The sequence below is a fragment of the Aurantiacibacter flavus genome, assembly GCF_039710615.1.
GTDB classification, from domain to species: domain Bacteria; phylum Pseudomonadota; class Alphaproteobacteria; order Sphingomonadales; family Sphingomonadaceae; genus Alteraurantiacibacter; species Alteraurantiacibacter flavus.
This window is the reverse complement of record NZ_JBDLBR010000003.1, coordinates 495,568-510,244: the sequence shown is the minus strand read 5'-3', so window position 1 is coordinate 510,244 and position 14,677 is coordinate 495,568. Positions and strand designations below refer to the sequence as shown.

At 65.8% G+C, this 14,677-nt stretch carries 12 protein-coding genes; 6 read left to right on the top strand and 6 right to left on the bottom strand.

Annotation, left to right across the window (positions count from 1 at the left end):
• The first annotated feature begins 15 nt into the window (after nucleotides 1–15).
• The 5 genes from ABDJ38_RS11580 (at nucleotide 16) to ABDJ38_RS11560 (ending at nucleotide 6,394) form a co-directional block, all read left to right on the top strand.
• Nucleotides 16–1,134, top strand: a complete 1,119-nt coding sequence (locus ABDJ38_RS11580; protein ID WP_346785255.1) for a TraB/TrbI/VirB10 family type IV secretion system protein — start codon at nucleotides 16–18, stop codon at nucleotides 1,132–1,134.
• A gap of 6 nt (nucleotides 1,135–1,140) precedes the next feature.
• The gene (gene virB11 / locus ABDJ38_RS11575; RefSeq protein WP_346785254.1) at nucleotides 1,141–2,187 is read left to right on the top strand and encodes a P-type DNA transfer ATPase VirB11; all 1,047 of its coding nucleotides are present in this window, start codon (nucleotides 1,141–1,143) and stop codon (nucleotides 2,185–2,187) included.
• A 117-nt stretch (nucleotides 2,188–2,304) separates the two neighbouring features.
• Nucleotides 2,305–4,506, top strand: coding sequence for an RNA degradosome polyphosphate kinase (locus ABDJ38_RS11570; RefSeq protein WP_346785253.1), 2,202 nt, complete (start codon nucleotides 2,305–2,307; stop codon nucleotides 4,504–4,506).
• Nucleotides 4,503–5,987, top strand: coding sequence for a Ppx/GppA phosphatase family protein (locus ABDJ38_RS11565; RefSeq protein WP_346785252.1), 1,485 nt, complete (start codon nucleotides 4,503–4,505; stop codon nucleotides 5,985–5,987). Before ABDJ38_RS11570 ends, ABDJ38_RS11565 begins: the two co-directional genes overlap by 4 nt.
• A 98-nt stretch (nucleotides 5,988–6,085) precedes the next feature.
• A complete protein-coding gene (locus tag ABDJ38_RS11560; RefSeq protein WP_346785251.1) occupies nucleotides 6,086–6,394 on the top strand; it encodes a hypothetical protein in 309 nt (102 codons plus the stop codon).
• A gap of 7 nt (nucleotides 6,395–6,401) precedes the next feature.
• Here the strand turns inward: ABDJ38_RS11560 and ABDJ38_RS11555 are convergent, their stop codons facing one another.
• On the bottom strand, nucleotides 6,402–6,956 hold the full coding sequence (locus ABDJ38_RS11555) for a nuclear transport factor 2 family protein (protein ID WP_346785250.1): 555 nt from the start codon (nucleotides 6,954–6,956) through the stop codon (nucleotides 6,402–6,404).
• A 76-nt stretch (nucleotides 6,957–7,032) separates the two neighbouring features.
• On the opposite strand from ABDJ38_RS11555, the gene ABDJ38_RS11550 reads away from it, so the two are divergent.
• The gene (locus tag ABDJ38_RS11550; protein ID WP_346785249.1) at nucleotides 7,033–8,454 is read left to right on the top strand and encodes a carotenoid oxygenase family protein; all 1,422 of its coding nucleotides are present in this window, start codon (nucleotides 7,033–7,035) and stop codon (nucleotides 8,452–8,454) included.
• A 129-nt stretch (nucleotides 8,455–8,583) separates the two neighbouring features.
• Here ABDJ38_RS11550 and ABDJ38_RS11545 read toward each other — a convergent pair whose 3' ends face one another.
• The 5 genes from ABDJ38_RS11545 to ABDJ38_RS11525 all read right to left on the bottom strand — a co-directional run bounded on the left by ABDJ38_RS11545 (nucleotide 8,584) and on the right by ABDJ38_RS11525 (nucleotide 14,612).
• Complete coding sequence (locus ABDJ38_RS11545) at nucleotides 8,584–8,805, bottom strand: hypothetical protein (protein WP_346785248.1); 222 nt, start codon at nucleotides 8,803–8,805, stop codon at nucleotides 8,584–8,586.
• Between the two features lie 62 nt (nucleotides 8,806–8,867).
• On the bottom strand, nucleotides 8,868–9,731 hold the full coding sequence (locus ABDJ38_RS11540) for an alpha/beta hydrolase (RefSeq protein ID WP_346785247.1): 864 nt from the start codon (nucleotides 9,729–9,731) through the stop codon (nucleotides 8,868–8,870).
• Nucleotides 9,728–10,828 (bottom strand): NAD(P)-dependent alcohol dehydrogenase, encoded by a 1,101-nt coding sequence (locus ABDJ38_RS11535; protein WP_346785246.1) that lies wholly within the window; start codon nucleotides 10,826–10,828, stop codon nucleotides 9,728–9,730. Before ABDJ38_RS11535 ends, ABDJ38_RS11540 begins: the two co-directional genes overlap by 4 nt.
• Before the next feature lie 267 nt (nucleotides 10,829–11,095).
• Nucleotides 11,096–12,547, bottom strand: coding sequence for an aldehyde dehydrogenase family protein (locus ABDJ38_RS11530; protein ID WP_346785245.1), 1,452 nt, complete (start codon nucleotides 12,545–12,547; stop codon nucleotides 11,096–11,098).
• An 85-nt stretch (nucleotides 12,548–12,632) separates the two neighbouring features.
• Nucleotides 12,633–14,612 carry a TonB-dependent receptor plug domain-containing protein gene (locus ABDJ38_RS11525; RefSeq protein WP_346785244.1) on the bottom strand — a complete coding sequence of 660 codons (1,980 nt, stop codon included), beginning with the start codon at nucleotides 14,610–14,612 and terminating at the stop codon, nucleotides 12,633–12,635.
• Nucleotides 14,613–14,677 lie beyond the last annotated feature (65 nt).

Genomic DNA, 14,677 nt, shown 5'->3' with positions numbered 1-14,677 from the left:
GCGGAGCGACGTTCGATGAAACTTGCCATGCGCCTTCCCGAAAAGACCAAGGGTGTCGCCAACGATGCGGACCCGCGCGAGCAGGCGCCGGCCGAGGTGATCGACCTCGCCAGCCGCACCGCCTATCCCGCCGTGGCGGCGCGCAAGGGCGGCTCGGACGCGCTCGGCCTGATCGCCGGGATCGGCTTTGTCGCGCTTATCGGCGGGGCGACCTTGTGGGGCCTCAACGCCAGCCGCATGGGCGATGATGCGCAGGCCCCGCAGGATGTCGCGCCCGCGCCGCAACCCGCGCAGCCGCCGGTCGTACTTCAGCCCGAACCGGCCGAAGCCGCCATGGTCGCGCCCGCACCGCAGGCCGATCCGGCCCCCGCGCCGGTGATGTCGCAGCAGCCGCAGCAGGCCCCTGCCGCCAACCGCTACAACTCGCCAACCCTCACTTTCGACAGCAGCCAGGCTGCCAATGCCGCCGTGAGCGCTGGTGCGGTCACCACCGCTTCGCCCGATGGCTCGGTCGTGCCGGGAGCGGGTGGCAGCTCGGCCAACGACTTTGCCGCCCGCATCGGCGGCGTGGGCGGCGGCCCGGCTCAGGCCCGGCAGGACATCAACCCCGCCACCACCGTGGCGCAGGGCACGATGATCCCGGCGATCCTCGAAACCGCCATCAACACCGACGTGCCCGGCTATGTTCGCGCCGTGGTGAGCCAGGACGTGAAGAGCTACGACGGCAGCCGCGTGCTGGTGCCGCGGTCGAGCCGTCTGGTCGGGCAATATCAGTCGGGCCTGCAGGCAGGGCAGACCCGCGCATACGTGGTGTGGACCCGGCTGATCCGCCCCGATGGCGTGTCGGTCGCGCTGCAATCGCCGAGCACCACCTTCGACGGCACCACGGGGCTCGAAGGCAAGGTCGATTCGCACTTCTTCAGCCGGTTCGGCTCGGCCATGCTGCTCTCGGTCATCGGCGGGCTGACCACCATCGCCAGCGGCGGAAGCTCGGTAATCCTCGGCGGCGGGCAGAGCGCGGCCTCCACCGCGCTCCAGCAGGACGGCCAGCGTCCGCCCACCGTGCGCGTGCGCATGGGCGAGCCGGTTCGCGTCTACACCGCGCGCGATCTCGACTTCGGTCAGGTGAACTAAGACGCGATGAGCGCGGAAATCCATCAGCTTGGCGGCGATCCGGCCTCTGCACCCGCCATTACAGGCCCGCTGCCGGAGGCCCCGGTGATCCCCGGCGGCTCGGTCTATCTCGACGCCTACCTTGCGCCTCTGCGCCAGTGGCTTGATCGCGATACCGTGACGGAAATCCTCGTCAACAAACCGGGCGAGGTCTGGATCGAGGACGCGGCCCATCCCGGAATGCAGCGGATCGAAATTTCCGAGGTTACGGATAAGCTGGTGCAGCGCCTTGCCGAGCAGGTCGCGCGCATCAGCCATCAGGGCATCAACCGCGAACACCCGCTGCTCGGCGCGACGCTGCCTGCCGAAGGCTATGGCGGCGCGCGTGTGCAGTTCTGCGGCCCGCCCGCCACGCGCAAGCACTGGGCCTTGTCGATCCGCCGCCACCGCCAGCTTGATCTCCCGCTCGACGCATACGACCACGGGCCGCTGCGCGCGCCTGCCGAAGAAGACATGCCCGATCCGGCGGAAGAGCCAATCGCCTTCCTGCGCGCGGCGATCAAGGCGCGCAAAACCATCCTCGTTTCGGGCGGCACCTCGACCGGCAAGACGACCTTCCTCAATGCGATGCTCGGAGAAATCCCGCGCGAGGAGCGTGTGGTGCTGGTGGAAGACACGCCCGAGCTGAAGTTCCCCGGTGCCAACGCCGTAGGGCTGGTCGCGGTGAAAGGCGAACTGGGCGAAGCCAAGGTCACCGCCAACGAGCTGCTGCAATCGGCCCTGCGCCTCAGGCCTGACCGGATCGTGCTGGGCGAATTGCGCGGCGCGGAGAGCGTCTCGTTCCTGCGCGCGATCAACACCGGACATCCCGGTTCGTTCTCGACCATTCACGCGAACAGCTTGCGCGGCGCGCTCGAACAGCTTTCGCTGATGGTCATGCAGACCGGCATCGGGCTCACCCGGTCGGACACCCTCGCCTATGCCGCCGGCGTGATCGACGTGATCGTCCAGCTTGGCCGGTCGGAGGGCAAGCGCGGCATCACCGCCATTGCGAGGGCCGCCGATATCGCGTGATTTCCCATGATTCGTGACATGGGCCTGGGCAGTATTTTCAGGCATGGTAGCTTTGCCTAAGACCCCGCCGAACCGCCCACCCCGCAAGGTCATGACCCTGCACGAGAGCGAGAACAGATGAGCACCGCGCCGACAAGTCCCGACGATGCCCCCGATCCTTCGCTGCTGAGCGCCGAGGAGCGCTATTTCAACCGCGAGCTGTCGTGGCTCGAATTCAACGAGCGGGTGCTGGCCGAGGCGACCAACACCGCCTACCCGCTACTCGAACGTCTGCGCTTTCTCTCGATCTGCGGCAGCAACCTCGACGAGTTCACGATGATCCGCCTTGCCGGCCTCGTCGGGCAGGTCCGCACGGGCATCTCGGAAACATCGATCGATGGACGCACCGCCAGCCAGCAACTCGCCGCCATCAACGAGAGGATGCGCGCCATCGAAGGCCGCCAGCAAGTGGCACTGACCGAGCTGCGCCCGCTGCTGGCCGAACAGGGCATTCACATCAAGGGCGGGGATCGCACCGGCCCCAAGGCCGAGCAATGGCTCGAACGCTATTTCATCGAGCACATCATCCCGGTGCTCACCCCGCAGGCGATTGACCCGGCGCACCCCTTTCCCTTCGTCTCCAACCTCGGCATCGGCGCGCTGTTCAATCTTGAGCGAACCATCGACGGCAGCCAGCTGATCGAGATGGTGCTGATCCCCTCCGCGCTCCCGCGCTTTGTGCGGGTGGACGACGAGGCGACCGATGGCGAGGCGGTCTATGTCGCCATCGAGCGACTCGTGCTGCGCTTTGCTCACCTGCTGTTCCCCGGCTTCACGATCACGGGCCAGGGCGCCTTCCGCCTCCTGCGCGACAGCGACATCGAGATCGAGGAAGAGGCCGAAGATCTGGTGCGCTACTATCGCAGCGCAATCCTGCGGCGGCGGCGCGGGCAGGTGATCGCCATCGAGCTGGACGAGAACTTCGACCGCGCGGCAGAGGAGATGCTGCGCGACAAACTCGGCCTCAAGCAGGCCTTCGTTACCAAGACGCTCGGCATGCTGGGCATTTCGGGTCTGTCCGACGTGGTCGGCGAGGACCGGCCCGACCTCAAGTTCACCCCCTATTCGCCGCGCTATCCCGAACGGGTGATGGAGCACGACGGCGACGTCTTCACCGCGATCAGCGAGAAAGACATCGTGATCCACCACCCTTACGAAAGCTTCGAGGTGGTGGTCGATTTCCTGCGCCAGGCGGCGCGCGACCCCAAGGTCATTTCGATCAAGCAGGCGCTCTATCGCGCAGGCCAGCAATCGCCCGTCATCAACGCGCTGATCGACGCGGCGGAGAACGGCAAGTCGGTCACCGCCGTGGTCGAGCTGAAGGCGCGCTTCGACGAGGAGCAAAACCTCAAGTGGGCGACCGAGCTGGAACGCGCGGGCGTGCAGGTGATCTATGGCTTCGTCGACTGGAAGACCCACGCCAAGATCTCGATGGTCGTGCGCGCGGAAGACAACGGCTACCGCACCTACTGCCACTTCGGCACCGGCAACTATCACCCGATCACGACCAAGATCTACACCGACCTGTCGTACTTCACCGCCGATCCGGCGCTGGCGCGCGATGCGGCCAAGCTGTTCAACTTCATCACCGGCTATGTCGAGCCGCAGGCGATGGAAAAGCTGGCGATCTCGCCACTGAACCTGCGCGAGAAACTCAACCAGTGCATCGACCGCGAGATCGCCTTCGCGCAGGACGGCAAGCCAGCCATGATCTGGGCCAAGATGAACTCGATCACCGAACAGGGCATCATCGACCGGCTTTACGAAGCGAGCCAAGCCGGCGTGGAGATCGTGCTGGTGGTGCGCGGCATCTGCTGTCTGCGCCCCGGCGTGCCCGGCCTGTCGGACAACATCACGGTCAAGTCGATCATCGGCCGCTTCCTCGAACACAGCCGCATTTGGGCCTTCGGCAACGGCGAGCCGCTGCCCTCGAACAAGGCGCTGGTGTTCATCTCCAGCGCCGACGCAATGGACCGCAACCTCAACCGCCGGGTCGAAACGCTGGTGCCGATTGCGAACCACACAGTGCATGATCAGGTGCTCGATCAGGTGCTGCTGGCGAACCTGCTCGACACCGAACAAAGCTGGCTGCTCGATGGCGAAACCGGGGAATACGAACGCGTGCAGATTGACGCAGACGAAGAGGATACCGACGGGAACGGCGTGCCCGGCTTCAACTGCCACGATTATTTCATGACCAATCCCTCGCTATCGGGCCGCGGGGGCGCATTGAAGGAAAGTCTCGTGCCCAAGCTGACCCTGCGCAAGGGAGCAATATGATTTCTACTTCCAAGCGTAGCTCAGGCGTTACCGCACCGGGGCCGGAACGTGCGGTGATCGACATCGGTTCGAACACGGTGCGACTGGTGATCTACGGCGGGCCGCGCCGCGCGCCGATGATCTGGCTTAATGAGAAGGTGACCGCTCGGCTCGGCCGCGATCTCGCCGAAACCGGCCGCATGCCCGACAAGGCGACCGACCTTGCCTTGGGCGGGCTGGCCCGGTTCGCCGCCATCCTCGAGGATATCGGCGTGACGCAAGTCGATGTGGTGGCCACTGCCGCCGTGCGCGATGCCAAGAACGGGCCGGAATTCGTCGAACAGTTTCGCAAGTTGGGGCTCGATGTGCGCGTGCTCTCGGGTGAGGAAGAGGCGCGCACCGCCGCCATGGGCGTGATCGGCGCCTTTCCGCAGGCCGAAGGCGTGGTCGCCGATCTGGGCGGGGGCAGCCTTGAACTGATCGCCATTGCCGATGGCGAATGTTCGCACGGGGTCTCGCTGCCGCTGGGCACGCTGCGCCTGCCAGCCCTGCGCGAACAAGGCTCGGCACCCTTCCGCAAGGCCATCGAAGATGAGCTGGCGAAGGCGCAGTGGGCCGGGGAGCAGAAAGGCCCGCTCTATCTCGTGGGCGGCACATGGCGCGCGCTCGCCAAGTTCGCAATGAACGCACAGGACTATCCGCTGTCCGATCCACACGCCTACACGCTCTCCCCCAAGGAGGCGGACCACTTCGCCAAGCAGGCAGCGCAGATGAGCGCCGAAGAGCTGGCCGCCATTCCCGGCGTCTCGTCCTCGCGCGCGGCGGGGCTGGCCGATGCCTGCGCCATGCTGCGCCCGCTGATCGCCACGCTGAAGCCGCAGGCGCTGGTGTTCTCGTCCTGGGGCCTGCGCGAAGGCCTGTTGCACAGTCAGCTCGATCCGCTCGAACGCGCGAAAGACCCGCTGCTTTCGGGCGTCGAGCATTTCACCCGCCCGCGCGGTGTCACGCCCACCCAGGCCACGCTGATTGCAGGCTGGACCGCCGCAACAGCGCGCGGCGGGGTCAACGAAGACGAGCGGCTGCGCATGGCGGCGACCATGCTGGCGCTGGCGGCGGCGCAGATCGAGCCCAACATGCGGCTCGTGCATTGCACCGACTGGGCCTTGCACAAGCGATGGCTGGGGCTCGACCATCGCGGGCGGGCGCTGATCGCCGCCGCGCTGCGCGGGGCCTGCGGCAAGCCTGAACCGACCGCCCTGCTCAAAGAGCTGGCCAGCAGCGAAGACCTGCGCCGCGCTGCCGGGTGGGGCCTGGCCATCCGCCTTTGCCGACGCCTCGGCGCCGGATCGCGCTTGTCGTTGCTCACCAGCAAGCTCACCCGCGAGGACGACATGCTCACGCTGTGGATCGACCCCGCGCGCGAGCAGTTGCGCTCGGGCAGCGTCGAGAGCGACCTCAAGGCGCTGGCCCGCTGGCTCGATCTTGAGTGGCGCATGGAGTAGCCATTCTTGACAGTTTGGTGACACTATGACGGCTAAGCTTGCCCTCCCCAAAGCGCCCGATACACAGTGCGGGAAAGAGATTGGAGGCGAGCCCGACAATGGTCGCGAAACAAGCGGTGGCCCAACACGAGGCCGCCAACGAGAACAGCAGTATTGATCAGGGTGCGCTCGGACTGACGGCGCTGGCAGAAGGCGTGCTCGCACGGGATTTCCGCCCACGCGTGGCCACTGTGCGCCGTCTGGCCAAGGCAGTTCTGGCGCTGCAAGGCGATGTCGCCGAGCTGAAGAAGGCCCGCAAGAAGTCTGCCAAGGCCAAGACCGGTTCCAAGGCCACCAGCGGCAAGACCGTCGGCAAGGGTGGCAAGAAGAAGCGCAAGCTGGCGACGATCCCCGGACAGAAGAAGTAACCGCTTCCTAGAACGGATCGCTCGTCTGCTCATCGAACGGGCGGGTGTCCGCCGGGGGACTACGATAAGGCGGGCGCTGGCGCATGGAGAGGTCACCCTTCCACGGCACCTGATCGACCTCGGTCCATGCGTTGACGTGCAAGCGGTAGAACTTCCAGCGTCCGTCGCGCTTCACCAGCCGATCGTCGCGCGTGCCGATGCCGAACACGAAGTTGGTGCGGTAGTCGGCGTTCCACTGGATGATCTGGAAGAAGCAGCGCACCCGCGCGCCTTCTGGCTTCGGGTCCATGATAAAGTGGTTCATCAGGTGCTGGCGGCCGAACCACCAGTGCTGGCGGTCGTTCCACAGGCTGCGCAGGTTGGCGCGGATCGCCTCGTGGCCTTTCACCTTGCCCTGCCACAGATGGTCGAACTCTGCATCCTCAGCGAAGGTGGCAATCGCCTGTTCCTCGTCCGCCAGGTCGATCCCCCAGGCATAGCGGGCGAACAGCTCCTCGATCTCCGCGCGATCGGCCACCGGCATGATCTCTGGCACCCCATCGGGCCAGCAGCAGTCGGTCATCTGGTCATCTCCCGTTATTCTGGACTTGCAAAATGCTTATATAGGCTAATTGTAGCGGCAAGAGCGAAAAGCCCAAGTGGGAGACGATGCGGTGCCGGAAATTTTCCATCTCTACGACAGCTTCGGCCTTCAGAAGCGTCCGACCATGCGGTTCGAGGCTGACGTGTTCGAATGCGAGGTCGAGGGCGAAATCCCGGCCGAGCTGGAGGGCAGCTATGTTCGCACCGGAGGCGACCGGCAGTATCCCAGCCTTGAGGACGACATCATCCTGAACGGCGATGGGCTGGTGTCAAGCTTCCGCTTCGAGAAGGGCCACGTCAGCTTCCGCAGCCGCTACGTCCAGACCGAGCGGCTCAAGGCCGAGCGGGAGGTGCGGCGGCGGCTCTATGGCCACTACCGCAACCGTCATACCGACGATCCAAGTGTCTCGAATTTGCCCCAGCGCGACAACACCGGCAACACTTATGCTTTCGCGCACCATGGCGAGCTGTTCATGCTGCGCGAGGATTCACGGCCTTACCGGGTCGATCCCGAAACGCTCGAAACACTTGGCGAAGGCCAGTGGGGCGACCTCAGGAGCACCGCGCTCACCGCGCACCCCAAGATCGATCCCGTTACGGGCGAATGGTGGAGCTACGGCGTCTTCGCAGGCGGCGAGCCGACCACCGATGCCTCACTCCACGTGTTCGACAAGGACGGCGAGCTGGTGCGCGAGCAGTGGTTTCACACCCCCTTCCCCGGCCTCAGCCACGACTGGGGCGTGACCCGCGAGCATCTCGTGTTCCCGATCATGCCGCTCACCGCCAGCGAGGCGCGGCTGCGCGAAGGCGGGCAGTACTACCAGTATGACCCGGAGCTACCTTCGGCCTGGGGCATCATGCCGCGCGCCGGTGATCCGGCCGCAGACATGCGCTGGTTCAACGTGCCCGGCCTCGTGCTCGGCCACATCATGAATGCCTACACCGATGGCGACAAGGTGGTGGTCGACACGCCCTGTTCGCCGGGCAACTGCTTCAGCTTCTTCCGCGACAAGCACGGCAACCAGCCCACCATGCCCGAGACCGTCACCCAGCTCACCCGCATCACCTTCGACCTTTCGAAGCCCAAGGCAGAGGCTGTTACGCTGGAGCCGGTTGACGGAGCGCTGGGCGACATGCCGCGGATCGACGACCGCTTTGCCATGGAGAAGTACCGGACTGGCTACTTCTCGCTGCGCGCCTTCCCCGAGATGGGCGTGGGCCAGATCGACTGGGAGACCGGCGAGTTGAAGGTCCACTCGCTCACAGGCGCCGCCGCACAGGAGCCACTGTTCGTGCCGCGCAGCGCCGACAGCGCGGAAGGTGACGGCTTCATCCTCACCGTGGTCGACCGGTTCGAGGAACGCCGCGCCGAGCTGCTGATCCTCGACGGGCGCGATGTCAGCCGCCCGCCGCTGGCTACGGTCAAGCTGCCGTTCGGCCTGCCGATGGCCTTCCACGGGAGCTGGATTCCCGCCTGACCTCGCTGCTGGCACGCTCTCGCCCACAAAGAGAAGGCCCGCAAGCCAACAATGGATCACGTTCCACTGCTGGCCTGACGGGCCTTGGTCCCCCGCGCCACGCACGGGGGCACAAACTGTCGCGAGCACTTACTCGCTGGCGTCGGCTTCCTCGACTTCCAGCGTGGGCACTTCGACGGTTTCTTCTTTCATCTCGACATCCACATCGGCCGCATCGACATTGTATTCGGGCAGTTCGCCACCGTTCACGTCAACTTCGGGCATTTCGCCTTCGTCAGTCTGTTCCACGTCGCAGGCGGCGAGGCCCATGGCGGCAGTGCTTGCCAGGGCGAAGGTCATCAGTTTACGCATCGATCACTCCTTTGTTCTCGTGCATAAACACTGCTGAGGTCCCAAAGGTTCCCTCCTTTGTTTCAACCGGCCACTCGCGCCACGAACGCGGCCAGCATCCGCTCGACTTCGGTCTGGTCGCTGCCGACCGAGAGCGCCGGGCTGAGGTGGTTGTGCCCGGCCAGGAAGTGCATCTCGGGATAGCGCCCGCGCGCTGCATACCATTGCTCGACCAGCTGCGCGGCCTGTTGCTGGAAGTCGTCGGGATCGAACTCGGCGACCGAGAACTGCACAGGCACCTTCGTTCCGAGCAGGCCGTCCATGCACGAGGCGGCACCCCATTGGCGCCGGTCGGCGCCGTAGTAGGCCTCGGCCGAGGCATTGGGCGAGCAGGTGTGCGTGTCGTAGATGCCACTCATCAGAGCGGCTCCAGCGATGCCTTCGGCATGGTCGCCCCGGTGCGCGAGATAGCCAGCGACATGCACCGCCCCCGCCGACTGGCCCGACAGCACGATCCTGGCCGGATCACCCCCATGCTCCGCCACATTCGCGCGCAGCCAGTCGACGGCCATGGCCATGTCATCGGGGCCGGATGGGAAGCGATGCTCGGGCGCGAGGCGGTAGGTCAGCGTGACGCCGATCATGCCGTGCCGCGCCGCGAAGTCGCCCATGTTCGAGCAGAACGGCGAGCCTTCGGTGTGCTTGTCGCCCATGAGGAAGCCGCCGCCATGGACGAACACGAAGACGGGCGCGCGCCGGGTATCCCCTTGGCGGAACAAGTCGAGCCGGTGGCGCGGGTCTGGCCCATAGGAGATGTCTCTCAAAACCTGCGTGTCGGACGACAGTCCCCTGTTCATCCCGGCCATCAGGCCGATCGAACCCTGAACCATCTCAGGGCTGAGGTCGTTGCCTAGCGCGGCCAGTTTTGAGCGGATTGCGGGGGTCATGCATCATTCTCCATCAACAGGACCGGCTTGATCACCGTGCCCGCGCGGGCATCGGCGAAAGCGCGGTCGATTTCGGCGAAAGGGTAGAACTCGATCATGCGATCGAACGGCAGGCGGCCCTGCCGCCAGTAGTCGGCCAGCAGGGGCAGGAAGGTCTGCGGGTTGGCATCACCGCCGAGGATGCCGCGCAGCTGCTTGCCACCAGCGAGCATCCCGAACATCTTGGGGTCAAACGGCCCGAGAGGTGCGGCCACGAAGCCCGCCGTGCCGTTCATCGCCAGCACCTCTAGCGCAAGCTGGTGCACAGCCACAGCGTTGGTGGTGTTGAAGGTGAAGTCCATGCCCCGCCCCGTAATCGCGCGCAGCTTTGCCGCGAGGTCGTCTTCGTCGCCGCGCAGGGTGTCAGTCGCGCCAAACTCGCGCGCCAGTTCGAGCCGCTCGTCCGACAGGTCAACCGCCACGATGCGCCGCGCGCCCACCAGCTTTGCCGCCATGACGGCGGAGAGGCCCACCGCCCCTGTGCCGAGCACGGCAATGGAGTCGCCGAAGCCAACCTTCAGCGCCTCGATCACTCCGCCCGCGCCGGTCACTACGCCGCAGCCGAGCGGGCCGAGCTTCTCCAGCGGCAAGTCCTTCGGCATCTTCACTGCGGTTCGCTGCGGCACGATCGCGTGGCTGGCGAAGCTCGATTGACCGAAGAAGTGCGAGTGGATCGCCCCCTCGTCGCCGCGCAGCGCCGTGCTGCCATCGAGCCGCTTGCCGCCGAAGCACAGCGGCATGGCAAGGTCGCAATAGGTCGGCCTGCCCGCGAGGCAGCTCGGGCACTTGCCGCAGGAGCTGCCCGACAGGACCACATGGTCGCCCACCGCGAAGGAGCGGACACCCTCGCCAAGTTCCTCGACCACGCCCGCGCCCTCGTGGCCGAGCACGATTGGCTGCGGCGCGTGGCGACCGGGATGCTCGTGCAGGTCGGTGTGGCAGATGCCGGTCGCGACCAGCCGCACGCGCATCTCGCCAGCGCGCGGAGCCTCCTGTTCGAGGTCGACCAGGTGCGGCGCTTCGCCTCCGTGGCCGGACAGGGCTGCGGTGATCTTCATAGGGCTACCTTCGGGATTAGCGGGCAAGGTGTGACAGGTGTGACACTGTCCTGAGCGGAAAAACCTGCGGGGTGATCGGGGCAGTGTCATGGCCGAGGCATGGCGCATGAGGGGCGGTGTAGGAAAGGTGCGATCTATTTACCGTTCGCGGTGAGGAAGGACCGAAGCCGAAGGCAGAGGCCCTGTCTCGAACCGTCCGACGCGATCCTTCGAGACGCCCGCTCAGCCTGCGGCTTCGTGGGCTTCTCAGGACGAACGGGACCTGGATCACCCGCCTTCCCCCAGATGATGATCGTTGCGGATATCGGCCACCTCGCCGGTCTGCGTCAGCAGGCTTTTCCTGCGTAAGAACCGGCGCAGGCTTTCCGGCCCGATCCTCGGCGCACCATAGCCCGACCAGCCGAAGCTGTCGGTGCCGAAGGTCCGCATCTTGGCGAAGGTGAGAAAGGTATCCTGCAGGAATATCCCACCCGCATTCAGCCGCCGTCCGATGCGCTCGGCCTCTTCCTCGGTCCCGGCGATCACGCTGGCGGTCAGGCCGAAGCGCGTATCGTTGGCAAGACGCACTGCCTCGTCCTCGTCGTCATAGGCCATCACCGGCAGGCAGGGGCCGAAGGTCTCATCCTGCATGATCGCCATGGTGTGATCGACATCGGTAAGAATGGTCGGGCGCAGATAGAGGCCGCCGTCGATATCTTCGACCGTGCCGCCGCTGCGCACCATCGCGCCCTTGCGCACCGCGTCGTTGAGGTGACGCGCCACGATGGCACCTTGCGGCGGATGGGTGAACGGCCCGATATGCCCGGCGCGCGGGTTATCGGCGTTGAGCCGCACCTCAGCCGCTTTCTCCACCAGCAGCGCGACGAAATCGTCATGTACCGAGCGGTGAACATAGACGCGTTCGACCGAATAGCAGACCTGCCCCGTGGCATAGACCGCGCCGCGCAGCACCGCCGTCGCCGCTCGCTCCAGATCGGCGCTGGCGGTGACAATGCAGGGGTCTTTCCCTCCCAGTTCGAGGTTGCACGGGATCAGCCGCTCGGCACAGGCGACCGCAACCTTGCGGCCCGTGGGCACCGAGCCGGTGAAGCAGATCGTGTCTGCCTCCTCGATCACCGCCTGCCCGACCTCGCCCGGCCCGGTAACATAATCGAACACGCCGGCCAGCTCAGGCACCTGCCGCACGGTTTCAAACAGCGCCTCGATCACGCGCGGGGTCACTTCGCTCGGCTTGAGCAGCACGGCGGAACCGGCAAACAGCGCGGGCACCGCATCGAGCAGCGCCAGCATCAGCGGCGCGTTCCACGGCGAGATCACGCCAGTGAGCGGATAGGCCACCACCTGCGACTGCACCCGCACGCTGGGCATCGAGGTGCTCATCGCGTCGTATTCGAGCGCGGCGAAGGCCTTGGGCGCATCCTCCAGCCAGCCACCGATATTGCCCATGGTGATAAAGCCCTGGATGTAGCTGGTGTGGCAGCCGCCGGTGTCGTGCGCATCGGCCTCTCCGATGGCCATGGCCTGCGCCTTCACCGCGCCGAGCCAGCGCGCCATCACCGCGCACCGCCCTTCGACACCCAGCGCTTCCCATGCGGGCTGGTTCGCGCGCAGGGCTGCAGCTTTTTGCGCCACCTCTTCGCGCGAGGAAACCGCGATTTTGTGATCGACCTTGCCGCTGCGCGGATTGCGCACGGCGAGCATCTGCTGCGTTGTTGCCATTCGTCTCTCCCTTTGGCGGCGCCAAGCTAGCGCCGCCGCAGCGGATCACAACAGCAATCGTTCCTCTTTGGAACTACATCCGCCTTCAGAATCCGTAGCGCAAGCCAATCCAGAACGTCTGCGGTGCTCCAAGATCGATCGTGCCGCCGCGATTGAAGGTGACGACATCCTCGTCGAACAGGTTCTCCACCCGGCCTACGACCGAAAGATCGCCGACCAGTGGCACCTGCCCGAACAGATCGACCGTGGTCGCGGCCGGCAGCACGTCAATCTCCTGATCGTCTTCGAACTGGTCGGCCGTATGGCGCAGCGTGGCGGCGACGATGGCCCCCTCGACCGGGCGCCAGCTCAGCGTCGCGCTGGCGGCCCATTCGGGCGTCTGTGCCGGACGCAGCCCGTCAAGCGGCGCGGCATCACCTGAAGCGCGCGCTTCGGCGTCGATATAGGTCAGCGTCCCGTCGAAGCTGACCTCGCCCATTTTGAGCTGCGAAGCGAACTCCAGCCCGCGCGTTTCGATCGCGTCGAGATTCTGCCGCTGGTTCAGGTTGGTGCCGATAGTGACATTGGTGATCGCATTCTCGACCTCGTTGTCAAAGGCCGTAAGCGACAGACGCGCGCCGGGCATCGGGACCAGGTCGATCCCCACCTCGTATCCCTGGAGCCGCTCGACATCGAGGTCTTCGTTGGCAAGGTAACTTGCGGGGAAGATCTGATAGGGGCGATAGAGCTCGTTCAGGGTCGGCTGGCGCAGGCCGGTATAGGTCGCCGCGCGCAGGCGCAGCGCGTCGCTCGCCGCGAACAGCGCGCCGACGCGATAGGAAGCATACCATTCGCCGCGATCGGCAAAATTCGTGCGTCCGGCGGCCTCGGTCTCGAAATAGCCGTTGCGGATCGAGGAGCGGTCGGCGCGCAGGCCCCCGGTCAGCGTGAGCCGTTCGGTAAGACGCCAGTCATCCTCGACAAAGACGCCGAAATCGCTGTTGACGCCGCCCGCGCGGCGCACGCCGGAAAAGGCGTTCACTTCCAGCAGGTCCCCCTCCGCGCTGCGATAGTCGACGCCCAGGCGCAGCGTGTGGTCCGGCCCCACGGGCGGGCGCACTTCGAGCTTGCCTCCAATGCCGGTGGAAGGCGTGTCGCGCTGGTCGAGCACCGGATTGAAGCTGCTCGACGAGATCACGATATTGGTGAAGTTGCGCCACTGGACATAGGCGATGGCATCGACCTGCCACGGCCCGCGGCTTACTACGCGCGCGCTCAGGTCCTGTCCCTCGTTGGTGTTGTCGGCCCCGGCCAGGCGGAACGTGCGCTTGTCATCATAGGCGAGGCCGCGCAGTTGCACTTCGAGATTGTCGCCAAGCGGCTGCACCAGCCGCCCGCTGATCGACCAGCTTTCGAACTTCGCGCGCACCGAAGCATCGACGCGCTGGTCCTCGGGCGTAGTGTAAAAACCCTTGCCGCGATCCCAGCGGCCGCTGACCACGGCGAACCCTTCGCCGATTTCGGGCGCTGCGGTGGCCGAAAGCTGTGTTTCGCCGCGGTCGTTCACCAGCGCCTGCCCGTTGAACAGGCCGAGCGCTTGCGGGTTGCCGCTTTCCATCTCGATTGTGCCTGCCAACGCGCCCGCCCCGAACGGACCGGACCCGCCGCCGCGCGTCACGTGGATGCTCTCAAGCCGCTCGGGCGCTACGGCATTGAGCGGAATGTAACCGAAGAACGGATCGGTAAGCGGCACGCCATCGAGCAGGACCAGCGCGCGGCTGGTCGCATTGCCGCCCAGTGCGCGCAGGCTGGCACCTTGCGTCGTCGGGTTGGCGGCCCGGCTGTCCGACCGGCGATAGAGCTGGAACCCGGCAATATTGGCCAGCACGTCCTCGATCCGCCCCGAACTGCTGGAGACAACCTGATCGCGTTCGATCGTGAGCGTCGAATAGGCCGGCTCGGCAGGCGTATCGGGCAAGCCTTCACCCAGCACAATGATGACATCGGTGTCAGCGTCGACATCGTCCTGCGCCATGGCGGGGACCGAGATGCAAGCGGCAACGCTGGCGCAAAGCAAGGATTTCATGAGGCAACAACTCGTCAAATTGATTATGTCCGGAAAGCGCCTTAGCGGCTCGGGCTTGTCGCGTC